The following is a 22,438-nucleotide window of genomic DNA, read 5'->3' on the forward strand; positions in this document are numbered from 1 at the left end:
ACGGACGGACACCTGCACAACATACCCGAACCCGCCAGTTATCAACATCATCCGAGCCGCTTAAATTAGCGGTATTGGGTTGCGGGAGGCCGCGGCCCTGTCGACCCCGTGTCCCACGCCGAACTCGGAACTGCTTTCAGGCCGAGGGATCTCGATGACCAGCAGCGTCATCGCGATGGCGAACACGGCGTCGGTGAAGAACCCGACGCGCTCCCGGGTGAGTCCGGCCGGCACACGCTCCATCCGTGGGTCAGCGCGGCGGAAGGGTACGGCCGAGGAAGGCGAGCAACCGTCTGTGGGCTGGGGCGTCCCGCGGGGCGGGGACCGCGGGCCCGAACATGCCGGGACGGCGGAAGGCGTCGAAGTCCATGCCCGTCATGATCGCGAGCAGGCCGGCGCAGGCGTCCTCGTCGAGAAGAGACTCCTGGCCGGTGGCGACCGCGAGATCGGCGCCGTGGGCGAGGACCTCGGTGAGGTGGATGAGGGCGGCCACCGGCCCGGGGGTAGGGCCGAACCCAAGCCGCACGGTCGTGTCGAGCGCGTCGGGGCGTTGCCAGGCCGCTCGGTCGAGGGCCGCCGCGGTGGCGAAGGCGGCGTGGTGGTCGGTCCCGAGCCAGTCGTCCTCGTGCTCGCCGCCGGCGTCGGTCGCGGTGAGCTCGGCGGCGAAGATGCGCATTCCGCCGACCAGGTGGTTGAGCTCGGTGCGTACATCCCAGCCCGGGCACGGAGTCGGGGCGGTGAGCTGGTCACCGGTGATGCCCTTGACGACGGTCGCGGTCACGTCGAGGGCGCGGTCGATCTGGTCGATCACGGTGGTCATGTCGCGGTCCTCGTGCGGAGAGTGCGCAGGGCTTCGCCCCAGCGGCTGGGGTTGTCGGGGAAGAACAGGGGCTGCACCGTCGCTCCTAAAGCAGTGGATGACTGCGTTAGACGGTATGAGGTCGATCAAACAAACGCAAACTTCCGCTGCGTTACGGTGGCCGGATGCCGGAACAGGAGCCGACCCGCAGGCCTGGCGGGCGCAGCGCCCGGGTCCGCGCCGCGGTGCACCAGGCGACGACCGGTCTGATCGCCGAGCGCGGCTACGGAAACTTCACCGTCGCAGACATCGCCACCCGCGCAGGAGTGGCCGACACCAGCGTCTACCGCCGCTGGGGCACGCTCGAATCCCTGCTCACGGACGTGGTGACCGGCCGCCTGGCCACCACGTCCCCCATCCCCGACACCGGCAGCCTGGAACAGGACCTGCGGACCTACGCCGCCAACGTCGCCCGCGACGTCACCGGCCCCGACGGGCTCGCCGTACTGCGCCTGCTCGTCGCCCTGTCATCGGCGGGAGAGGCCGGCCTGGCCGCCCGGGACGCCTTCGTCGCCGGGCGCGGACGCCAGCTCCGGGACATGTTGGATCGCGCCCGCGACCGGGGCGAACACCCGCCCAACGGCCTCGAGATCGTCGACCACATCCTCGCCCCGATGTACATCCGCGTGCTGTTCGGCACCGGGGCGCTCTCCCCCAGCTACATCAACACGCTGGTCGACCGCCTGCTCGCCAGCCCGCTGCCAGCCGCGCGTCCTCCGGCCGTCGCCACCGCCCCGGATCAGGGCTCAGACGGCCCAGAGCGCCTGGGTGGGTGACATCCGGGCGGCGCGAAGCGCGGGGAGCAGGCCCGCGACCGCGCCGATGAGGACGGCGGACGCGAGCCCACCGGCCCAGGCGATCGTGGGGATGACGACAGCCCAGTCCTTGCTGGTGGCGTAGACGGCGGTGGCGGTGGCGCCGGCCGCCACCCCGACGGCCCCGCCGAGGAGGGCGAGCAGCATCGCCTCCGAGAGGAACTGGATGCGGATGTGACTACGGGTGGCGCCGAGGGCTCGGCGCAGCCCGATCTCGGAACGGCGTTCGAGCACCGAGATGACCATGATGTTGGCGACGCCGATGGCGCCGACCAGCAGCGCGACGGCGCCGAGCCCGAGAAACAGGCCGTTGAACGCGTTCTTGGCCTTGGCTCGGGCGACCAGGGCGTCAGAGGGCCGGCTGACGTTGACCTGGCTGGGATTGTCCGGGTTCGCCGTCGCCGCGAGCACCGACTGCACCGCCGGGACCTGCTCGGTGGCCGAGCGCACGTAGATGGTCGACGGATGGCCGTCGAGGCCGAGGTATTTCCCGGCGGCGGGGAATCCGACGAGCACCGAGGCGTCGATCTCCGGAGCGAGAACGGCGGGGCGCAGGATGCCGACGACGTAGAACCACTGGTTGCCGACCCAGATCCGTTCACCGGGGTAGACGCGAACGATGCCCAGGCGGCTGGCCGCGGTCGCGCCGAGCACGGCGACGGGTTCGTTGGCCGTGGCGGCGTTGAGATAGCCGCCTTGGGCGATGCCCGTGCCCACGGCGGCGGGTAGCCCGAGGCTGGCCGCCTGTACGGACAGCGCGTTGGAGTTGATGGCGGGAATGAACGGGCTGCGGTAGGCGTGGGCCTTGGTGGCGCCGGTGTCCTCGACCGCGGTGACCGGCCCGACGCGACCGATCATCCCGGGGGCGGCCTTCGGTAGCTCGGTCGTGTTGCCGAGGAGGTCCTCGCCATTGGTCACGGTGAGCAGGTTGGTGCCGAGCCGGTCGATCTCGGCCAGCAGCCCGGCCTGGGAGGACGACGAGAGCCCGAGGACGGCGACGATCGCGGCCACCCCGATGGCGATGCCGAGCGCGGACAGCGCCGCCCGCGCCTTTCGGGTTCGCAGCCCGATGCTGGCCACCCGGGCTACGTCGCCGGCCCGCAGCCGTCCGGCCATCGCGGCGGTCATCGCGGCCGCCTCTCGTCCAGGCAGCCCGGTCGCGCCGTGTCGGCGACGATTCGGCCGTCAAGCATCTCGACGCGCCGCGGCATCCGGCCGGCGATGTCGCGATCGTGGGTGATCACGACGATGGTGGTCCCGCGCGCGTTGAGCTCGTCGAGCAGGGCCAGGATCGCCTCCCCGGTGGCATGGTCGAGGTTGCCGGTCGGCTCGTCGGCGAGCAGGATCGCCGGCTCGCCGACGAGCGCTCTGGCGATGGCGACCCGTTGCCGCTGCCCCCCGGAAAGCTGGGTGGGGCGAGCGAGCAGCCGGTCGCCGAGCTGGACCGCGGCGAGCGCGGCGGCGGCCTGCTCGCGGCGTTCGCGGTGGGCGACGCCGGCGTAGAGCAGCCCGTCGGCGACGTTGTCGAGGATGGTTTCGTGTTCGGCGAGGAAGAACTGTTGGAACACGAAGCCGATCCGGGCCGCTCGCAGTCCGGCCAGGTCGCGGTCGGTCATTTCCGAGGCGTCGAGGCCGGTGATCCGCACCGTCCCTGACGTCGGCCGGTCGAGGGTGCCCATCACGTGCAGCAGGGTGGTCTTCCCCGATCCGGACGGGCCGACCACCGCGATCAGTTCGCCGGCGTGAATGGTCAGGTCGATGCCGCGCAGGGCGGTGACCGGTGGCTGGCTGGGGTAGATCCTCAGGACGGAACGCAGTTCCAGCACGCGGGTGCGGGTTGCCGCGGCGTTCGTGTCCTGGACGGCTGTTGGCTGGCTCATGACGCGGGCACCACCACGTGCTGCCCGGCGGCCAGGCCTGCGCCGGTGACCTGGACGAGCCCTTCGGCATCGTCGAACAGGCCGAGGGTCACCGGTAGCAGCTTGTGCGTGCCGTCGGTGGCGACGACCTCGACGGCGTAGCCCCCGCCTGCGAGGGCGAGCAGAGCGGTGACGGGTACCACCAGGGCGTTCCGCACGGTGTCCGTGGTGACCGCGACCTGGACTGGCGCCTGGTCCAGCGTTCCGGTCGCCGCGGCGTCCGTCGGACTGATGGCCACCTTGACGGTGGGCGCGGCGGTTGAGCCCTTGTCCGGGATTGTGGCGACCGTGCCCACCGAGATCACCGTCCCCGGGGTGGTTCGGCCGGTGGGCAGCGTGATCGTCACCTGATCACCGGTCCTGAGCTGGGACTGGCGCGCGGCGTCAAGATCGACGGTGACCTGCCGGGTGGTCGACGTGCCCGTGAACAGCTGCTCGCCGGCCTGTCCGCCCGGCGTCGCGGTCAGCGCGGTGACCCGGACCGAGGTCGGCAGGAACACCACTTGCCCAAGGCCGAGCCTTCCGGTCTGCTCGACCCCCAGTGCCTTCTGCAGCTTCTGGACCGCTGCTTTCGTCGCTCGGCCGAACCGGTCCGAGGACGGATCCAGACCCACGGCCCGTCCGTAGCCCAGCGCGGCCAGAGCGCCGTTGAGCTGGGCGACGTCCGGCCCGGTCGTTCCGTCGGCCAGATCGCGATAGGCCGGCGTCGACCCGTTCAGCAGGACCACCGGTACGCCGTCGACGCGGTAGAGCACCTCACCCTGGTGAATCGTCTGCCCCACACTGGGCAGCCAGGTGACCGTGCCATGGGCCTGCCCACCGACGGTGTAGTCGCCGGCGTAGGCCAGCGTGCCGTTCAGGCTCGTGCGGGCCGCGAGCGCGCGACGGGTCACGGTCGCGGTCGACGTCCGGACGGCGTTGCCGGTGCCGGCCGCGTGCGCCGGCTCGTGCTGACCCAGCGGGTGCGCGAAGCTCACACCGTGCGGCTGGGTGCCGTCCACCACGAACGCGGCCGCGGCCACCAGTGCGGCAGCCACCGCGATGCGCCGCCCTCGGCGGCGTCGGCGCTGGTGGCGCGGCCCGTCGCCGGGAGCGGCGCTCGCCCGGGCGACAACCACGTCGCCGACCGGGTCGGTCGTCGGCGCGGTCATGACGTCGCCCCGTGGGTGCTGAGGCCGCCGCCCTGGCCGCCTCCGAGCAGATACTGCTGGCACGCCTCGTTCGCGGCTGTGAACCGCGGATCATTGGGGTCGAGATCGCCGCCCGGCTGGGCCTGGAGCTGCAGGGTCCCGTCCGCGGCCGGGTCGGGGAAGTCGGAGATGCCGTGCGTGCGCATGCATTTCGCGTACTGGAGGTTCGCGGCCTTGGCCCCGGTCGGGGGCACGCCGTGGCCGGGCAGCAGCGACTTGCAGGCGCCGTCCGCAGCCTGGAACTTCGGGTTCTTCTGGTCGAGGTCGCTCCCTGGACCGATGTCGAGCTGGATCTCGCCGTCGCTGCCCGGGTCCGGGAAGTCCGCGAGTCCGTGGGCGCGCATGCACTGCGAGTAGGCGAGCGCACTCGCCTTCGTCGCGCCGGCCGAAGGCGAGGCCGTCCGCGATCCGGCGCTGGCGACGCCCGGGCTCGTGCTGCCGCTGTCGCCGCACGACACCGCGAGCAGTGCCATCGCGATCAGCGCGGCCGCCGCCGGGCCGGTCCGGCGGGGCCGACGTCTTTCCGAGGGGCTGGTGAGGATCGTCGCGTGCTGACGCATGTTCCGTCCCTTGCGTGGTCGCCGAATCAGTGGTCGATCCGGTTCTACGAAGGGGCCGGTTGCGGCACAGTGACGCTGTAACCGCACCGCAACCGCCTGGCGGCGATGCTGACGTCGGTGCCGTTGACGTTGGTGCCGTTGGCGTTCGTGCCGCACCAGTCCAGGAGGTCCGATGAGGGTGCTGGTCGTGGAGGACCACGCCAAGCTCGCCGCGACGATCGCCACGGTGCTGCGCCGCGAGGGCATGGCTGTCGATCTCGCCTATGACGGGCGCGATGCGCTGGACCGTGCCACGAGGACGAGCTACGACGTCATCCTGCTGGATCGCAACCTTCCTGGGCTGCACGGCGACGACGTCTGCCGCGAGCTTTTCGCCGGCGGGTGCGAAAGCCGAGTGCTCATGCTCACGGCCGCCGGCACCATCGGCAACCGCGTTCAAGGCCTCGACCTCGGCGCCGACGACTACCTACCCAAGCCCTTCGACTTCTTCGAGCTGCTCGCCCGCATCCGAGCCCTCGGTCGGCGGTCCCGCCCCGCGTTGCCACCGACCCTGACGCACGGCGAGCTGAGCCTCGATCCCTCTCGGCGGGTGGCCACGCGGGCGGGGCGTCCGCTTGCTCTGAGCCCGAAGGAGTTCGCCGTCCTGGAGCTGCTGCTGCGCGCCCAGGGCGCCGCCGTGTCGGCCGAGGACATCCTGGAACGGGTCTGGGATGAGCACGCCGATCCGTTCAGCACCGCGGTCAAGACGACTATCAGTCGGCTGCGGGCCAAACTCGGTGAGCCCACGGTGATCCAGACCGTCGCTCAAGCCGGCTACCGGATCTGACCATGCTCGACCGTCTTCGCCGCGGACACGCCCTGCCGATCCGCCCGGGGCGACGCCCGCGGACCCTTCGCCTGCGTCTCACCGCGGTCTACGGGGCGCTCTTCCTGCTCAGCGGTGCGGGTCTGCTCGCCATCACCTACGCACTGATGTGGCACGTCCCCGGCGATACCTGTTACACCGGCCCAGACGGCCTCAATGCCTGCGTCGCGGAGTCGGGCGGGCACGGCGACGCGCCGTCGACCGCCATGACCGAGGGGCAGGGCCGCGCCGCGGCGCCCTTCGCGCTGACCCCCGAGGACCTCAAGGCGCTGGCGGCCGACCAGCACGCGCACGAGATGCACCAGCTGCTCATCCGCTCCGGGATCGCGCTCGCGGTCGCGGCGGCGACCTCCGTCGCCCTCGGATGGCTCGTGGCCGGACGCGTCCTGCGACCACTCCGCAGGATCACCGAGGCCACCCAGGCCATCTCCGCCACCAACCTGCACGAGCGGCTCGCCGTGCCCGGGCCGGACGACGAGCTCAGAAGGCTCGCGGACACCATCGACGCGCTGCTCGGCCGGCTCGACGCGGCATTCGACGCCCAACGGCGCTTCGTCGCCAACGCCTCCCACGAGCTGCGCACCCCGCTCACCGTCATCCGGGCGATGCTGCAGATGACGCTCACCGACCCCGACGCGACCCTCGACACAGTCCGAGCGACCTGCCAGGAGGTGCTGGTCGAGGGCGAGCGTCAGGACAGGCTCATCGACGCGCTGCTCGTGCTCGCCCGCAGCGAGCGCGGCCTGGACCATCGAGAGCCCCTCGACCTGGCCGGCATCACCGAGGCGGTCCTGGCCACCGTCGGCCCCAAGTCCGATCTGCTCCAGATCGACGTCCGAGCCGCGCTGGACGTCGCGCCCACCGCCGGCGACGTTCGGCTCGCCGAACGTCTCGTCACCAACCTCGTCGACAACGCCCTGCACCACAACCTCGCGGGCGGCCGCGTCGACATCGAGACGGGCACCACGCCGCGGCACGCCTTCCTCACCGTGTCCAACACCGGGCCGGCCATCTGCCTCGACGATGTCGACCGGCTCTTCCAGCCCTTCCAACGGCTCGGCGCCGACTCCACCGCCAGCGGCGACGGACTCGGCCTTGGGCTGTCCATCGTCCAGGCCATCGCCACGGCCCACGACGCCACCATCCAGGCCCGCCCACGGCCCGCCGGTGGTGGGCTCCGCATCCAGGTCGACTTTCCTCTCGGGCAGCGCTCCAGCGAAACTCAAGGCCGCCCGAAGCAGGCCGCCGTTCGGGACTAACGCAGCCCCCGGAAGGTGCGGCGCAGGTCGCCGACCCAGGCGTCGGGGTTCTCCCAGGGGATGAAGTGGCCGCCGTGGTCGTGGGCACTGACGTTGACGTGGTTGAACCAGTCGGCCTGCGGGCCGGTCGTGAACGCCTGGACGCGCTCGGCGGCGGTGTGGATGCCGGGTGGGTTCTCGTAGGTGACGAAGGTGAGGCCGACAGGGGCCTGGACGACCGGGGTGCGGTCGTGGGCGGGGGTCCAGGGGTGGCGGTTGGCGTTGGCGTAGTAGCGCATCGACGTGGCGATGGAGTTGTTCGCCCAGTAGATCGTGGCGTGGGTGAGCAGGTCGTCCTTGGTGAAGACGGACTCGAGGTCGCCGCCGTTGTCGCTCCAGGCGTTCCAGCGTTCCAGCAGCCACGCAAGCAGTCCGGCGGGAGAGTCGCTCAGCCCGTGGGCGAGGGTGGCGCCGTCGAGCATGTGCACGGCGAGATGGGACGCCGAGCGGTGGTCCATCTCGATGATCCGGGCACGGACGTCGGCGGGCTGGTCGTCGGTGAGGGGCCGGTTACGGGCGAGGTCCCAGGCGCGGGGGCCGGTGAAGAAGTCGAGCGGCAGCCCGGAGCCGATGTGGATGCCGTACAGCTCGTCGGGGTATTTGTGGCCGAGCTGGCTGGTGACGATTCCGCCGATGTCACAGCCCCCGGCGGCGTACTTCTCGTAACCCAGGGTCTGGGTCATCAGGGTGTGCCAGAGGTCGGCGACCTTCCAGAAGTTGACGTCGGGGAAGCCGGTGAGTGGGCCGGGGAAACCGAAGCCGGGCAGGGAGGGCACGAGAACGTCGAACGCGTCGGCGGGGTCGGCGCCGAACGCGGCCGGGTCGGCGAGCGGGTCGATCACCTTCGACCAGTGCCAGAACGTCCACGGCCAGCCGTGGGTGAGGATCAACGGGATCGGACGAGGGCCGCGGCCGGGCCTGCGCAGGAAGTGCACCGGGACACCGGAGACGTCCACCTGGTAATGCTCGTAGGCGTTGATGGCCGCCTCGGCCCTGCGCCAGTCGTAGCCGTCCCGCCAGTAGGCGACAAGATCACGCAGATAGCTTCCCGGGACGCCGTAGAACCAGTCGGCATTCCCCTCGTCCAGTGGCGGACGGGTCAGCGTGAGACGGACACGCAGGTCATCGAGGACCTCGTCGGACACGTGGATCGGGGTTGGCTCCAGGGGCAATTGGGGCACGTCATTCTCCTCGCCCGCGGTCGGAACCGCTCGACGGCTCAGTCGGTGCGTCGTGCGCGATGGCGACCAGCCGAGACAGCACCTCTTGGGCGTCGGCGAGCACGGCCCGGTCGTGGTCGTCCAGTCGGTCGGTCAACCGCGTTAGCCGCGCTACTCGGTCGGCGTGCCGGGACTGGACAACCAGTTCGCCTGCCGAGGTCACCGAAAGCAGCGCCGCACGGCCGTCGCTCGGATCAGGCCGCCGGGACACCAGGCCGGCCGCCTGCAGTTTCGCGATCAGGCTGGTCAGGGCCGGCTGCTTGATCTGCTCGGTCGCCAAGAGATCGGTCAGCCGCATCGGCCCGCCGCGCGAGAGGCTGTGGAGCACCGACAGCGTCGAGAAGTTCAACCGCTGCACCGACGCAAGCCGGATGAAGACCGTGTTGAAGTCCTCGATCACCGTCGCCAGGCGATCAACATCGAGCGGCGTGTCTGCCGATGATCGACCCATGCCCTGACTATATCAATCTTCGATGTAAGACCCGGCAACGACCACCTGAACGCCGGGACGGCGATCATGGAACGGGGGCGATGCTCGATGCAGCGTCGTTGGGCCCGCCGCGAAGGTCATGGGCATCCATGGAGGCTCGCGGCTTCTGGATAGGCCTGGCACCGGACCACGTCGAGATTCTTCAGGATGGCGGGCAAGCGATCGGGTTCCGCGACGAACTCGAGCACGGCCTGGTAGAAGGCGTTACGCATCGTCAGCGGCATGGCGTCGGACGCGTCGAAGACGACGTTTCCCAGGTTCGCGTCGTTGACGGACTGGGCCAGGCTGTTCGTGGTCTCATCCGGGTAGGCGGTCACCCTCTTGTTGGGGGAGATCGCGCCGCCAGGCTTCACCCAGACGTCCTGCGCCTCGACCGACGTCAGATAGTTCACCAGGTCCGCGGCCTGGTCGGACTGCCGGAACATCGTGAGCAGGTCGCCGGCGATCTCGATGTTCTGGGGTCCGCCACCGGCCGGAGGGAGGTCGAAATACCCGAAGTCGGCGGCGTGTCGCTGGTAATCGCTGGTCTGCAGGTAACCGATGCGGCGGAGATAGCATGCCGGCGGGTTATGGAACATTTCCTCCTCGCCGTACTGGATCCCGTCGAGGAGCATTCCGGTCGTGGTCTGCGGAGCCGGGCTGACCTCGATGATCCGCTTCCAGGCGAGCCAGGCGTTCTGCACCTGCGGGCTCGTCCAGGGCAACGTGCCCTGGTACCAGCTTCGGTAGGTATCGGCGCCCGCATCGCGGAGAATAATGTCCTCGATCCAGTCCGTACCTGGCCAGCCTGAGGACGAACTGTCCCGAAGCCCGGCGCACCAGGCTGACCCGCTACTGGCCAGGGGCGCGCTCGAGGTGATGTCTCCCGTCACTTTGACCAGGTCCTCCCAGGTGCGCGGCTGGGCCAGCCTCGCTCTCCCCCAGGCTGCCTGGGAGTACCAGATCACGTTCTTGCGCTTGCCTCGAACCACTACCCCGAACTGTCTTTGTATGCCGCCAGCGTCCGTGGCCAGACCGCTGTGCAGCCAGGCCGGCGTGTATTCCGCGCGGATCCGGTCCAGCTGGATTCCGCTGGTCTTCCCGTCGAGCGGCACGAGCTGGCCGTCCTGGGCGTACTGCTGCAACTGGCCCGGGCTGGCGAGCAGCGCGAGATCGGGCGGGTCGCCGTCGCGGACCCGGCTCTCCAGCACGGCGGAGAAGTCTCTGGTCCCCTCGTACTGGACATCGATCCCGGTGGATTTCTCGAAGGGTTTCAGGACCTCGTCGACGAACAGGTTCCCCTCGTCGCCGACCCAGGTGCCGAGAACGGAGACAGTGCGCGACGGGGAGCCACCCGCGCAGCTGGTCGACCCGAGAACCACCGCGAGGGCGCACAGCCCGGCGAGGAACGACCTGGCCGCCGTCATGAGCTCTTCCTGTACTCGCGCAGCCGCGGCACGAACGCCACCAGGGTCAGCCCGGCGGCCCCCACCGAGCAGGCGATCAGTATCCATTCGAGGCCGCGGGAGGGCAGCGCGTCATCCCAGGCCCGCGTCAGTTGTGGCAGGTGGTTCTCCTGGAGCTGGCGGAGCGATCTGTCGACGCGCAGGTATGCCGAGTCGTGGTCATTCGCCGCAGGCGGAGCGGACAGGAACGTGCGGAGTTCCCGCGAGACCTCGGCGCTGTCCTGACCGTCAAGGAAACGGGCTGCCTGCGCGGCAGTGGGGTGTTCCTGGTAATTCGGGGTAGCGGTGGCACAGGCGCCCTCCTGAGGCGGTCGCGCCGTGCTGGCCACAAGGGTCGGGTGGGCGCCGTACCTGTAGTCGCGGTCCGCGAGAGCGGCCAGGGCCCGGGCCTGAGACAGGCAGGTGACCCGGTCGGTTTCCCGTACGCCTTCGTCGAGTGCGCGGCTGGTCGAGACGCTCTGAGCCGTCGTCCATCCACAGATCAGCACGACGATCGCGGCGATACCCGCCAGTTCGAGGCTCACGCGACGGTGGAAACGGCGGCGCAGGAACAGCTGGGCGCCGACCACCAGGCCGAGCAGCACCGTCCCCAGGGTCAGCTGGACAACCAGCAACGGCCAGGGACCCCAACCCCGGTTCGGTAGTCGGCTTCGGTTCTCCAGCCGGAACTTCTCGACCGTGGCGAGGGCACCGTTCGACGTACGCAGCTGTTCCGCCGCGTACGACAGGTACACGACGCTGAGATCCACCGTCTTCGAGGAATCCGACCCGGGCGAGGAATCCGACCCGGCCGATGCGGCCAGGACGGCAGCGTAGGCCTGGGCCTGGGCGACATCGCCCACGTAGAGGACCATCTGGTCGTTGACCGTCTGGACCATGGGCAGGCCGGTCAGACCCGTGGTGCGCGCCCGTTCGAGCGCCTGCTCCACCGACTTGATGTCATCCTGGTAGGCCCCGCCCGGTCCGTTGGTCGTCCGCTGCCCACCCGCGGTCGGAAGCAGGCCCTGCACCGCGACCCGGTCGGCGTCGGCGAGCAGGACGCGGACCAGGGCTGCGTCGATCACCGTCGGCGAGGTCCGGTCGGCGGCCGTCACCGTCGTGTTTCGAAGATCCGCGACGGCCTCGGCACCGGTCAGACAGACGACGAGGATGGCCAGGAGCATCGCCGCGAGCAGGGCACGCAGCCGGCCCGGAGTCGTCCCGGCCGCGGAGCGGAAGCCGCGAATCCAGAGTGGAGAGCGGAAACGGCGGAGCCGGACCGCGGGAACGGACGGCGGCGAGGCCGGCGGGTGAGTGTCGAGCTCGACCGTCACGGCTCATCGCCATCGGTCACACCATCGACGTCGATGGCGGTTCGCCCCGTCACGCGTGGCGCTCCTGGGCCGTCGAACCCACTTCTCGGCTGTGCACGGACAGAACTTCGCTGACCTCCATGTCGTGGTCCGTCACATCGGACCGGACACGCACCGCGCCGAGCGCCGAATCCGGAATCTCCACCAGCCGGCCCAGTTCGCTCAGCTTCCGCTCGTTCCCGCTCTGGTACGCGAGGGAGACGGCCAGCCCCAACCGGGCCTCGGCCGTCGGGATATCGTCGGCGCGCAGCGCGGCGATGCCCTCCTGAATGGCCCGAGCCAGCTCGATCTGGCCGGTGCTCTCAGCCACCCGCTCGCTGATCTCGGTGAACAGGTTGGCGTCCTCGGTCCACTGCACCTCCACCTCGGCAGCGGACAGCTCGACGCCTCCCGCCATCACCGCGACATAACCCGCGGAGCTGGGCGTGTCGGCGACGATGGGGCGCAGGCCGTCGATGACGACGTAGTAGTCGCGTGCCTCCAGACCCCAGGCCCCGGTCGGGTAGTCGACGGTCAGCGCGTCGACCCGCACCCCCCGGTCCGTCAGGTCCTCGATGGTCGGCGCCGTCTGCTTGAGAAGGTCTACGCGGGCGCCCCGTGGAGTCCAGACCCGCAGTGACACCTCGTTGACCGCCCGGCCCATCGCGCGGCGGACCGCCGTGCGAAAGTCGTCGACAAGGCCGGCGGGATCGACGATCGGGGACGCCGTCCCGAGCAGTCTGCTCGCGATCAAGCGAAGGTCGGCGGCCACCCAGCCCTCACCGATGCCGCGGCAGTCACACTGGAAATGCCCTTCACATGCCGCGACCGCCTCGGCGAACTGCTGCGCCGTCTCACTCTCGTTCTTCCCGTCGGTAAGCATGATCGTGTGCCGGATGGCCTCCGGTCGCCGCGCGAGCAGGGAGTCCGCGAGGCGCAACCAGTTACCCATTGCCGTGCCGCCGTCGGCGCTCAGTCGGGATATCGCCGCCTTCGCCTGACCCCGGGTGTCGCTCGAGGCGACGGCCATACCCTCCCGGGGGTAGACGAACCGCGCCAGCGCGGTACCCGCGATCACCGCGAAGTGGGCGCCCTCCTGCAGGGCGTCCACCGCGGCGCCGGCGGCCTGTCGAGCCGCGGCGATCTTCGTCCTGGGAAACGCCATGGACCCCGAGCAGTCGACGATTATCACCTCGGCGAACGCCCCGGGGCCGGGCCCGCCGGCACCGTTGGAGCTGGTCGTCACCGTCACGAGCGCGTCGGTCTTGGTTTCGTCTTGCGGCACGTACAGGGTCTGGTCAACCCGAACGGCGAATTCGATCACCATAGCCTCGTCTCCAGCGCATGTGGTCCGCTCAGGTCGGCGGCGGGTCGCGGGTCGATCACAGCCAGGTCCACGGCCGAACCTTGTTGGCCTCGTCGACGAGGCGGATCCGCTCGCCGCGGTCCGGTGTCCGGGCGGCCAGTTCGCGCAGCGTCTGTTCCTGCCTGAACCCCAGGTCCCGCTCGGTCAGGGCGCACCCAAGCACCGTCATCCCGGCGGGAGCCGTGCCGGAACGGACCAGCCGCAGCGCGGCGCGCAGGATGGCGAGCCGCAGCCGGCAGTTCTGTTCGGGCCGCAGGTCGTCCTCGATCCTGCGCAGGAACCCCGCGGCGCGGTCGAGCGTCTCGGGCTCGGGTGGCTCGTCGGCGTCCGCCCGCGTCAGCAGCTCGATGGTCCTCGTCTGCGCCGGCACGAACGCGCGGGACGAGCGGGGAACCCGCTCGTACGCCGAGACGCGGGCGGCCGGGTCGGGACGACACCGACCCAGCCCGAAGGCGGCGCTGGTGATCTGGCTGTCGACGCTGGACACGACGTCGAACAGCTTCCCGGCCCGGTCGACATCCCCGGCTGCCTCGGCGGCCATCGCCAACGCCAGCCGGGGAAAGAGCTCACCCGGCACCTGGCTGTAGACCTCGTCGAAGGCGAGCACGGCCCGGTCCGGCCGCCCGGCCGACAGCTCGACGAGCCCCTGATACCAGCGGACCCGCCAATCCCGGGGATGTATGGTCGCCAGCTCGGCCAGGTCCTCTCGGGCCCTGGCCAGCCCGTCCTGCTCCGCCTCGCCCGGTTCGCCGGAGGCCGTTGTCACCTTTCGCCGGGCTCCGGTCGGCTCGTGGGCCTCGATCCGGGCCCGGACCAGCAACAGCCGTACCTCCAGGGCCGCCGGCGACGCCGCCGACAACTCCTCAAGCTGCTGGACGGCCCGAGCGGGCTCCTCCCGGACGGGCACGACCGCCAGGAGGGAACGGTTCGGGTCATCACGGTCCACCCGAATCGCGGGCAGCGCCGACCACGCCGGAACGACCGGCCGGCCGTCGGCGCCCTCCCCCGTGGGATGCGTGACGTCGTCGAACCAGCGGCTGACCGCGGAGATCCGTTCCCCTTGCTCACGAGCGACGATCTCCCGCAGCACCCCCACCAGCTCGTCGGCCATCTCCTCGGCGTCACCGAACCGGTCCTCGGGGTCGGGGGCCATTCCCTTTACCATGACCCGGCGCAGCGAGTCGTACTCCGCCAGCACGGGAAACCTGTCCGACGGAGGGAGGGAATGCCGGTAATCCGACGTCATTCGCGGGAAGCGTCCCAGTACGAGTACGGCCAGCGTGCGCGCCGCCGCGTACAGGTCCGAGGCGATGGAGGGTGGTCGGGAGCGAATCGTGCCACCGTGCTGGTTCTTTTCGAGCTCGGGAGCACGGAACCCCGCGGTGCTGAAGAACGGTGATACGCCGTCGTCCGCTCTGCGAACACCACCCAGGTCGATCAGGGTGAGGTCCTCGGAGGTCACCATCACGTTCTCGGGTTTCAGGTCGCAGTAAATCAGCCCGCGCCGATGCAGATAGCCGATCGCGGACAGCAGCCTCAGCAGGTAGCGGACAGCGTCCGCGGGCCGCAGCGGCGATCTGTCACCCGGTCCGACGAGTGCGCCGAGCGAGACTCCCCGGACGTAGTCCATGACGATGTAGTGGGCGCCGTCGCGTTCGACGAAGTCCCTGACCTTGACAAGGTTGGGATGGCTGACGGAGGTCAGGAACCTGAGCTCCTGCCGATGCGCCTCGTCAGCTGCTCTGTTCTCCGAATCCAGCAGGCCTTTCAACGCCACCCAGGACCTGATTGGGCCGTCGTCGGACGGGTCATTCCCGGGCCGGTCATCGTCGGGCCGGTCATCGTCGGGCCGGTCGTCGGACCGGTCGATCGCGAGGTTCCGGTCGATCGCGGCGTAGATCAGCCCCTGGCCGCCCCGCGCAACCGGGCCGAGCACCTCGTATCGGTTCGCACCGACGACGTCGCCCTCCCGCAGCTTGACGGTGAACGAGTACGGATGTCCGCAGGCGTCGCAGCGCCCCTCCGGGCTGACCAGCTGGTCGTTCTTCCCTCGCGTCAGTTCCGTCGTGCAGTTGCCGCATCGGTGCCGGCTCGGCAACAGCTCCGACTCCGGCAGCACGGCGGGCGCCCCCGTCAGCAACAGACCCACGGGAAGCCTGGGGAGGTCGAACAGTCCTTGGCTGCTCCGGGAGCCTCCAGAGGTGCTGCCTGATGTGGACGTCCCCGCCCTGGACGTCCCGCCCGAATAGGGCGGCTCGCGCCTCGGTGCCGGCACCCGCTCCAACCGCGCCGGACCACGCGCGGGTGGTGGATGTCCGCACACGGAACAGCGCACTCTGCTGTTGATCACACCCTTGCACGGTCCGTCCTCCCACACCCGCTCACACGGGACATCCGTGGACGCGTTCAACGGTCCGTCCCCTCCCGCGCCCCGGAGCCGCCGTCATCACGGGCATGCACGGCCCGCTCGTAGGCGTGGACCGCCGCCTCCGCTCGGCGGCGGTTGACGGGGCGGGAGGTGAGTGCGGCGTTCGCCGTGGCGTAAAGGGACAGCAGCGTGTCGTCCTCGGCGAAACCAAGCCGCGACGCCTTGGCTCGGTAGGCCCGCAGGCGGCCACGCAGTTCTGACGCCGTCGGCTTGGGCCCCGGGCGCTGTTGCTCCGACGGGGGCTCTGGGGAGACTTCGGCCCGGTCCGGGCTGTCCCACCGGCCAGCGGCCAGGCGGCCGAACACCGAGTTCGTCGGATAGAAGTCGAGCGCCTCCCGAAGTAACCGGTCGTAGGGCTCGTGCATGATGCCCTTGTCCAGCTCCTCCGTGATGGCCGTCCAGAATCGGATCCCTGTCGTCCACGTGGGACGTCTCGCGGCTGGAAAATCGAGCCGGCCCAACACGAGGCTGGCGTCATCCTGGTCGGTGAAAACAGCGGCCAGCTCGTCCAGAAACTCGCGCCGTTCCGCCGCGGTCAGCGGGACGGTAGCGGGCGCGAACCCCGCAGGGGCGCCTCTGTACAAATCTTGACGATTTGGCCTGATCGGCGTCACCGGCCGTCCTCGTGGCCGCGCGGGTGACTTAGACGACCAGGTTGACGCGTGCCTCCACCAGATACCCAGGAAACCATGATCGGTGCCACCCAGTCCCCGTACCGAAAGTAACAATTTGTGCTCGTCGAAGCCGCTCAAGGCCTCTGCGCCAGGGAGTCGACAATGCTACGCGTGTCACCACGGCACTGGGCGGCAACTCGGTACGACACGACACCGGAGCCCCGTTACAGGCGCCTTCGCGACATGGCGGTCCTCATTGTGCCCCACTCGGCGCCGAATGTCCGCGCGACCACACTCTGGACCTCGGAGCTGCAGCTTCACGGTCTCGCCGCCGGACGGCGGTCTCGAGACGTTCCTGGTCCGGCCGTTTCACCCAGAATCGCCGCATCCGGGGTGCACCTCGGCGCGCCACGAGTGAACACTCTCGCGGACGCGGTCCTTCCAGGGGGCCATTGCGCGCGACTTCCCTGGTGGTCCTGGGTCGACGTTCAGGCCGCGAGTCGGAATGAGGTGCCGGAGCTACTCGGGACCCAGGCCTCGGGGAGCGCCGTGGCCAGCGCCTGCTGGGCGCGCCAGCCGCTGCAGTGCCCGCTGACAACGAGGTCGGGAGCCATTTCGGTCAGCGCGCTGACCGTCGGCGCGATGACCGGTTCGAAGGCGGTCCCGCTCAGGTGCAGGCCGCCGATCAGCGCATGCAACCGCTCGACGCCGGTCAGCCGCAGCGCATGTCGCGCGATGTTGACCACGCCCGCGTGCCCACATCCGGTCAACACCACGAGTCCTCTGCCTCTGACATGCACGACGAGCGCCTGATCATCGAGAACGAGCGGGTCATGACGCCAGCCGGCGCCGTCCCAGGCCTCGTGCGCGCGTGGCATTCCGCGCTCGAAATCGGTCGTGCGGTCGATCTCGCCGGTGATCAGTACGCTGCCGTCGACCAGCAGCGACGGAGACCGCCGCTCGATCACCTGAAAGCCTTCCGACTCCAGCGCCCGCCTGCTCAGCGTCGGTAGCAGTGAGGGGTCGAGACCGGGGGGTGCCAGCCGTCGGCGGGTCCAGACCAGCGGGTGCACGGTCATTGGCAGGCCGCGGACCCCTCGACGGCCCGCCAGACCAGCAAGGCCCCCCGCGTGATCGAAATGGCCATGGCTGAGCACGACGCCCTGTATGTCCCCGAGATCGATTCCGAGGCGCTCGGCGTTGCTCACCATCCCGTCCGGCGAAACACCGGTATCGAACAGCAGGGTGGTGACCGCGTCACCGCGCCTGACCTGGACCAACGCGGAAAACCCGTGTTCGGCCCGCAGGCCGACCGTCGTCAGACCGTCCTCGAACTGGGGCGCCTCGACCAGCCCGGCGCCGATCGGCGCCCGCCTCACCCGGTCATTGCTCGCCAGCAACGCGTCGAAGGTGTTGTCGACGAGCGTCGTGACGACTACCTCGTCCACCGGAACCAACGACACCGGGTCGAGCGCCGTACCGGCGACCGGCCGCGGAAAGGCCGCGCGCAAACCCGAGGCGTCATCGTCACACATACTCCGGACCCTAGGTCGCCGAGCTTTAGCCCGCAGATCTACCGCACCCACGCGGTGAGAACACCGTCGAAGTCAGAGCCCACACGGTCCGGCCGGAGCTCAGTGCCGGCCGATGTCGATCCCCCACCAGCACGCCCTCGATGGCTTGATCGCCGCTTCGGCCCTCTGGTGGCTGCCTCCCGACCCGGATCGCGACCACTGGAGGGCCGAAACGGCGATCTCCCTGGTGCCGATGAGATCGACGGCGACGGCGACGGCCACGGCGTCTACCGGGTCAGCTCCCTGCATAGGGCCAGCTGGTGGTCCGACCGGACGGGCCGGCGGCGTAGACGAGCGTCCCCCGCGTCGGCGCCTCGATGGTCACGTAGCCGCTGACCTCTGCTTGGGCCGCGAGCACGCCGGTGTCGAGCGCCGGTTCCTGGCCCCCGGCGACGATGGGCTCGTAGCGGGCTCCGTTCGGACCGACGACGCTGAAATAGAGCGGGTTGTAGACGAGACCGTCGCGCGCGGCGCGCACCGTGACCCGGAAGGTCAGGAACGAGCCGCTGGTGGCCGGCACGCCGGCGACCTGCGCGGCGGGGGCCGGGTTGTCGACCTCGATCGTGCCGGCCAGCTGGCCATCCTGGCTGACGCCAACCGGCTGGCCGAACCGGGTGGCCTCCACGGTTGGAACGGCTGCGACCGGCTGACGGGCCGCGGCGGGGGTCGAACCTGCCAGGTCCCGATGCCCTGAGCCCGCCTTGTCGCCATGACCACCGAGCGTGAGCACGACTCCGACGGCGGTCACCAGCAGCAGGACGACCACCGCGGCCACCAGCCCGATCTCGCGGCCGCGGTCCGGCCAGCTCAGCCGCGGCATCCCCAAGGACGACCGGTGAGAACGCGACCTGCGGCGACCGCCCGCCGCGGGCGTGGCCGTGCCGCCGGTGGACACGGGAGTGTCGGCGGCCGGCAGGCCCTTCGAGATCTTGGGCGACCTGCCGGCCTTCGGCGGTTTGGCAGCTTTCGGGACGCGGTGAGCCTTCGGCGGCTTCGAGGCCTTCGCCGGCCGGGGCGGCGCCGCGTACCTGGCCGGCACCACCGGCCGAGGCGGAACCACCGGCCTGGCCGGCACTACTGGCTTAGGCGGCACCACTGGCTCGGACGGCACCAACGGCTTCGAGTGCGCCGCCGGAGGCGCAGTGGCCGGCGCCGGCGCCGAGGTGGCCGCGGCCGGCGGCGACTTCGTCACGGGCACCGCGGCCTCGAACGGGGCCCTGGTTACGGGCGACGCCTTGGCCACGGCGGGCGCCTTGGCGCCCTTCGCTGCCTTGGCCTGTGCCTTGGCGGCTGCCGCGGCGGCGGGGGGCGGGCCCCGCGGGGCCGCCCCCCCCGGGGGGGCCCCCCCCCCCGGGGGGCGGGGGGGGGGGGGGGCGGCGCCGGGGGGGCGCACGCCTCGCAGGGGCAGCCGGCCGACGCGGGTCGCCGGGCGGCCGGCGACGGGAGCGGGCCGCTCGCCGCAGGATCGGGCCTGACGGGACCGGGCATATGACTCACCCTTCAGTCGCGGCCGGCGGGAGGCGGGGGCAGGACGGCGGCCGGGCGCTCGCGCGGATCAGATCGGTTCGGCGAGGACGATGAGGTTGTCCAGGTAGCTGTGGGTGGCGGTGTCGAACCCGCCGCCGCAGGTGATGAGCGCAAGCCGGTTCGCCCCGTCGGCCCGGAAGACGTCGGTGTCGGCCAGCGCCGCCTTGGCGACATGGCGGCGGGTCACGACCCGGTAGCGATGGGCGTTGCCGGCGTCGTCGGTCACGGTCACGACGTCGCCGATCCTGATCAGATCGAGGCGGAAGAAGACCCCCTCCCGCCCGTCGTAGTCGACGTGGGCGGCGAGGACGACGGTGCCGCGGGCGGCGCCCGGCTCGGCACCGGCGGCCCACCAGACGACTGTGGTGGCGTTGGCCGGCACCTCCAGCGCGCGGGTCGTCGGGTCGACGCCGGCCGGCACGACGGCCGCGTCGATGCCAGTCGTGGACTCGCTGAGGTGGATCGGCGGGCGGATCGCGCCGGAGTCGAGATCGGCGAGCCGGCCGGGCCGGCTGGTCAGCAGGTCATCCGGCGCCGCCCCCGCCGGGGCCGCGCTCGGCCGAGTCGAGGCCGACGTACCCGTCGCCTCGCCCGGGCCCTCGGCGGAGGCGGCGAGCGTTCCGCTGTCGGGTGGCGGGGCCGTCGAACGCCACCACAGCAGCCCGCCGCCGCCGAGGATCGCGGCGCCGAACGCGACACCGGCGATCGAGCGGCGCAGCAGCCTGCGGCGCCGGGTCCGGACCAGCCGGCTCCCGGGGTGCCGAAGCCAGTGGATCACGTCGTCCCGGGCTGGCCACGCCGTGCGAGCCAGACGCGCCGACGCCGCCAGCCGACCAGGCCGGCCGCGGCTACGACGGCGAAGCCGATCAGCGCCGGGACGACCGCCGGCGGCGTGGAGTGGTCCGCGACCAGCCCGCTGGTTCCGGTGTTGACCCGGTCGGGCGTGACGGTCGCGACCTGGTCGGCCAGCCAGGTGTAGGAGCCGGGGCGACCGATGAGGTAAAGCACGCTGGCGGTGCTCGGGCGCACCGGGACGGTCTGCGCCTTGACCAGCGTCGTCGTGCCCGCCGTGTCGGTGACCGTCACCGTGTGCGAACCGGTCGTGGCGACCGTCGCCCGCTGGGAGCTGTTGACCACCGACCCGGCTCCGGCCGTGCCACCCAGCGGGGCGCCGTCAAGGCTGGCCCGGGCGTCGGCGACGTCGGCGACGTTGCGCACGATCACCCCGGCCGCGCCGGCTGCCAGGCCACTGGCGGCGTCGTCATAGACGTGCGCCATCGGCTGGCCGGCCGCGTCGAGGCCGACCGCCACCGACAGCCGCGAGCCCGCGGCGATCGCGAACGAGCCCGACACCGCCGGCGCGGACGTGGGCGCGGCGCCGGTCGGACGGACCGCGAACTGGTGAACCCCGGCGGGCAGGCTGAGCGGGTCGGTGATCCGCTCCGGCGCGAAGCTCTTGATGACCTCTTTGCCGTCGACCGTCACGTCGGCGACGACGCCGGGCAGGCCGTGGACCAGCGTGACCGTTCCGGTCGCGGTCGTGGCGGCGGCCGGAGCCGCGGCGGCTGGCGACGCCAGCGCCGGGACGCCTACCACCGCGCCGACGGCGACCGCCAGCAGAGCCATGGTCCGCCAACGGCGCGGCGCGGTCAGTCCTCTAGTCACGATGCGACCCCCACTAGCCAAACGGTCCCAGCCGCGTTGGCCTCAGTGCCCACAAACGTCGGGACTTCGGACCCTAACCGCTCAAGCCGGCATATGCGCTTTTTCCATCAGCTAAAGGCACTAAACGTGCCATTGAGCGCCCCGTGACCATCCCGTCACGGTGATCGGGGTTACCGCCGGGTCCAGGGCGCCGAACGACGGGTACTCCTGTGAGCGCAACGGCTGGCGTCGGGCACGCTGACCGGGTGACCTTCGCAGCACGGGACCCGGTGGAGGGCGAACCGCCGGCTCGGGTCTCGACGATCGAGCTGTTCTTCGACCTTGTCTTCGTCTTCACGATCACCCAGGTGACCCAGGTGATCGTGCGCTCGCCGGACGCGGGCGGCGTCGGCCGGGCCGCGGTCGAGCTCTGGATCGTCTTCTGGATGTACGCGGCGTTCGCCTGGCTGACCAACACCCACGATCCCGACACCCCGGTCCGCCGCGCGGTGGTGCTGCTCGGCATGGCCGCGTTCTTCGTCGTCGCGCTGGCTGTTCCGACGGCCCTGGAGCCGGGCGCCGCGGCAGGAGGCACGCTGACCTTCGGTCTCGCCTACCTGGCGGTCGTGCTCGTCCACGCGGCCGGTTTCCTGCTCTTTCGAGGACGGGCGGCGATCCGTCAGGCGGCCCGGTTCCTACCGCCGAACCTGGTCGCGGCCGGGCTCGTCCTCGGCTCCGCCGCTCTTCCCTCGGACGCCAGGGTCTGGCCGTGGCTGGCCGCCGGGCTCGTCCAGGGGGTCTCCCCGTTCTTCATCGGACTGGGTGCGAACTTCGAGATCAACGCCACGCATTTCGGCGAGCGGCACGGCCTGGTCATCCTCATCGTGCTCGGCGAGTCGCTGATCGGGGTCGCCCTGGCCAGCGAGTCGGAGCCTGTCGCCGGCCACCTCGTGGTCGGCGCGCTCGTCGGGCTGCTCGTACCGACCGCGATGTGGTGGCTCTACTTCGGCGGGGACGACGACCGCGCGGTCGACGCGATGGCCGCGGCCTCGCCACGACAGCGGCCGGTGTGGGCGATTACCGGCTACTCGTTCGCCCACTACGTCATGATCTTCGGCGTACTGCTGTTCGCCGCCGGCACCCACGGGTCGGCCGGCGAGCTGCTGCACCGCGGCGGCCCGCCCCCCGGGGGGGGGGCGGGCGGCGGCGGGGGGGGGCGGGTGGGGGGGGGGGGGTTTGGGGGGGGGGGGGGGCGGTCCCCCGCGCCCCCCCCCCCGAATGATGCCCCGGGGG

At 71.0% G+C, this 22,438-nt stretch carries 21 protein-coding genes; 4 read left to right on the forward strand and 17 right to left on the reverse strand.

What is annotated here, in order from left to right; all coding sequences use genetic code 11:
- Positions 1–60: 60 nt before the first annotated feature.
- Positions 61–243: a TMEM175 family protein gene (locus tag I6A60_RS35665; RefSeq protein WP_203019789.1), complete on the reverse strand. Its 183-nt coding sequence runs from the start codon at positions 241–243 to the stop codon at positions 61–63.
- 7 nt (positions 244–250) lie between these two features.
- Positions 251–820, reverse strand: a complete 570-nt coding sequence (locus I6A60_RS35670) for a TIGR03086 family metal-binding protein (RefSeq protein ID WP_203019791.1) — start codon at positions 818–820, stop codon at positions 251–253.
- Between the two features lie 164 nt (positions 821–984).
- On the opposite strand from I6A60_RS35670, the gene I6A60_RS35675 reads away from it, so the two are divergent.
- Positions 985–1,635 carry a TetR/AcrR family transcriptional regulator gene (locus I6A60_RS35675; protein WP_203019792.1) on the forward strand — a complete coding sequence of 217 codons (651 nt, stop codon included), beginning with the start codon at positions 985–987 and terminating at the stop codon, positions 1,633–1,635.
- Here the strand turns inward: I6A60_RS35675 and I6A60_RS35680 are convergent.
- Genes I6A60_RS35680 through I6A60_RS35695 form a run of 4 tightly spaced genes read right to left on the reverse strand, consistent with a single transcriptional unit; the run spans position 1,606 to position 5,343 of the window.
- Entirely contained in the window at positions 1,606–2,802 is a 1,197-nt protein-coding gene (locus I6A60_RS35680) for an ABC transporter permease (protein WP_203019794.1), read from the reverse strand. The two genes, I6A60_RS35675 and I6A60_RS35680, sit on opposite strands and share 30 nt — an antisense overlap.
- Positions 2,799–3,554: an ABC transporter ATP-binding protein gene (locus tag I6A60_RS35685; RefSeq protein WP_203042497.1), complete on the reverse strand. Its 756-nt coding sequence runs from the start codon at positions 3,552–3,554 to the stop codon at positions 2,799–2,801. Before I6A60_RS35685 ends, I6A60_RS35680 begins: the two co-directional genes overlap by 4 nt.
- Positions 3,551–4,744, reverse strand: coding sequence for an efflux RND transporter periplasmic adaptor subunit (locus I6A60_RS35690; protein ID WP_203019806.1), 1,194 nt, complete (start codon positions 4,742–4,744; stop codon positions 3,551–3,553). The genes I6A60_RS35685 and I6A60_RS35690 overlap by 4 nt, the downstream gene beginning before the upstream one ends.
- Positions 4,741–5,343, reverse strand: coding sequence for a hypothetical protein (locus I6A60_RS35695; protein WP_203019808.1), 603 nt, complete (start codon positions 5,341–5,343; stop codon positions 4,741–4,743). The genes I6A60_RS35690 and I6A60_RS35695 overlap by 4 nt, the downstream gene beginning before the upstream one ends.
- A 172-nt stretch (positions 5,344–5,515) precedes the next feature.
- Between I6A60_RS35695 and I6A60_RS35700 the strand changes: the two genes are divergently transcribed.
- Complete coding sequence (locus I6A60_RS35700) at positions 5,516–6,169, forward strand: response regulator transcription factor (RefSeq protein WP_203019810.1); 654 nt, start codon at positions 5,516–5,518, stop codon at positions 6,167–6,169.
- 2 nt (positions 6,170–6,171) lie between these two features.
- Positions 6,172–7,467, forward strand: a complete 1,296-nt coding sequence (locus I6A60_RS35705) for a HAMP domain-containing sensor histidine kinase (RefSeq protein WP_238436935.1) — start codon at positions 6,172–6,174, stop codon at positions 7,465–7,467.
- On the opposite strand, the gene I6A60_RS35710 is transcribed toward I6A60_RS35705, so the two are convergent.
- From I6A60_RS35710 to I6A60_RS35760, 11 genes are all read right to left on the reverse strand, one after another.
- Positions 7,464–8,687, reverse strand: coding sequence for an epoxide hydrolase family protein (locus tag I6A60_RS35710; RefSeq protein ID WP_203019812.1), 1,224 nt, complete (start codon positions 8,685–8,687; stop codon positions 7,464–7,466). The two genes, I6A60_RS35705 and I6A60_RS35710, sit on opposite strands and share 4 nt — an antisense overlap.
- A 1-nt stretch (position 8,688) precedes the next feature.
- Positions 8,689–9,126, reverse strand: coding sequence for a MarR family winged helix-turn-helix transcriptional regulator (locus I6A60_RS35715; RefSeq protein ID WP_203019816.1), 438 nt, complete (start codon positions 9,124–9,126; stop codon positions 8,689–8,691).
- A gap of 167 nt (positions 9,127–9,293) precedes the next feature.
- Entirely contained in the window at positions 9,294–10,622 is a 1,329-nt protein-coding gene (locus tag I6A60_RS35720) for an ABC transporter substrate-binding protein (protein WP_203019818.1), read from the reverse strand.
- Positions 10,619–11,974 carry a hypothetical protein gene (locus I6A60_RS35725; RefSeq protein WP_203019820.1) on the reverse strand — a complete coding sequence of 452 codons (1,356 nt, stop codon included), beginning with the start codon at positions 11,972–11,974 and terminating at the stop codon, positions 10,619–10,621. The genes I6A60_RS35720 and I6A60_RS35725 overlap by 4 nt, the downstream gene beginning before the upstream one ends.
- Positions 11,975–12,023: 49 nt before the next feature.
- On the reverse strand, positions 12,024–13,277 hold the full coding sequence (locus tag I6A60_RS35730) for a VWA domain-containing protein (protein ID WP_203019822.1): 1,254 nt from the start codon (positions 13,275–13,277) through the stop codon (positions 12,024–12,026).
- 97 nt (positions 13,278–13,374) lie between these two features.
- Complete coding sequence (locus I6A60_RS35735; RefSeq protein ID WP_307874033.1) at positions 13,375–15,735, reverse strand: tetratricopeptide repeat protein; 2,361 nt, start codon at positions 15,733–15,735, stop codon at positions 13,375–13,377.
- Positions 15,736–15,764: 29 nt separating this feature from the next.
- On the reverse strand, positions 15,765–16,370 hold the full coding sequence (locus I6A60_RS35740) for an effector-associated domain EAD1-containing protein (protein WP_203019832.1): 606 nt from the start codon (positions 16,368–16,370) through the stop codon (positions 15,765–15,767).
- A 518-nt stretch (positions 16,371–16,888) separates the two neighbouring features.
- Positions 16,889–17,935 carry an MBL fold metallo-hydrolase gene (locus I6A60_RS35745; RefSeq protein ID WP_203019834.1) on the reverse strand — a complete coding sequence of 349 codons (1,047 nt, stop codon included), beginning with the start codon at positions 17,933–17,935 and terminating at the stop codon, positions 16,889–16,891.
- Positions 17,936–18,209: 274 nt separating this feature from the next.
- Positions 18,210–18,794 carry a hypothetical protein gene (locus tag I6A60_RS35750; RefSeq protein WP_203019836.1) on the reverse strand — a complete coding sequence of 195 codons (585 nt, stop codon included), beginning with the start codon at positions 18,792–18,794 and terminating at the stop codon, positions 18,210–18,212.
- A gap of 735 nt (positions 18,795–19,529) precedes the next feature.
- Entirely contained in the window at positions 19,530–20,279 is a 750-nt protein-coding gene (locus I6A60_RS42320) for a class F sortase (protein WP_203019846.1), read from the reverse strand.
- Entirely contained in the window at positions 20,276–21,166 is an 891-nt protein-coding gene (locus I6A60_RS35760) for a DUF4397 domain-containing protein (protein WP_203019848.1), read from the reverse strand. The genes I6A60_RS42320 and I6A60_RS35760 overlap by 4 nt, the downstream gene beginning before the upstream one ends.
- A gap of 245 nt (positions 21,167–21,411) precedes the next feature.
- Here I6A60_RS35760 and I6A60_RS35765 point away from each other — a divergent pair.
- Positions 21,412–22,438: low temperature requirement protein A (locus I6A60_RS35765; protein WP_203055811.1), on the forward strand; the 1,027-nt coding region annotated here is incomplete at its 3' end.

Source organism: Frankia sp. AgB1.9 (genome assembly GCF_016786355.1).
In the GTDB taxonomy this organism is placed as follows: Bacteria; Actinomycetota; Actinomycetes; order Frankiales; family Frankiaceae; genus Pseudofrankia.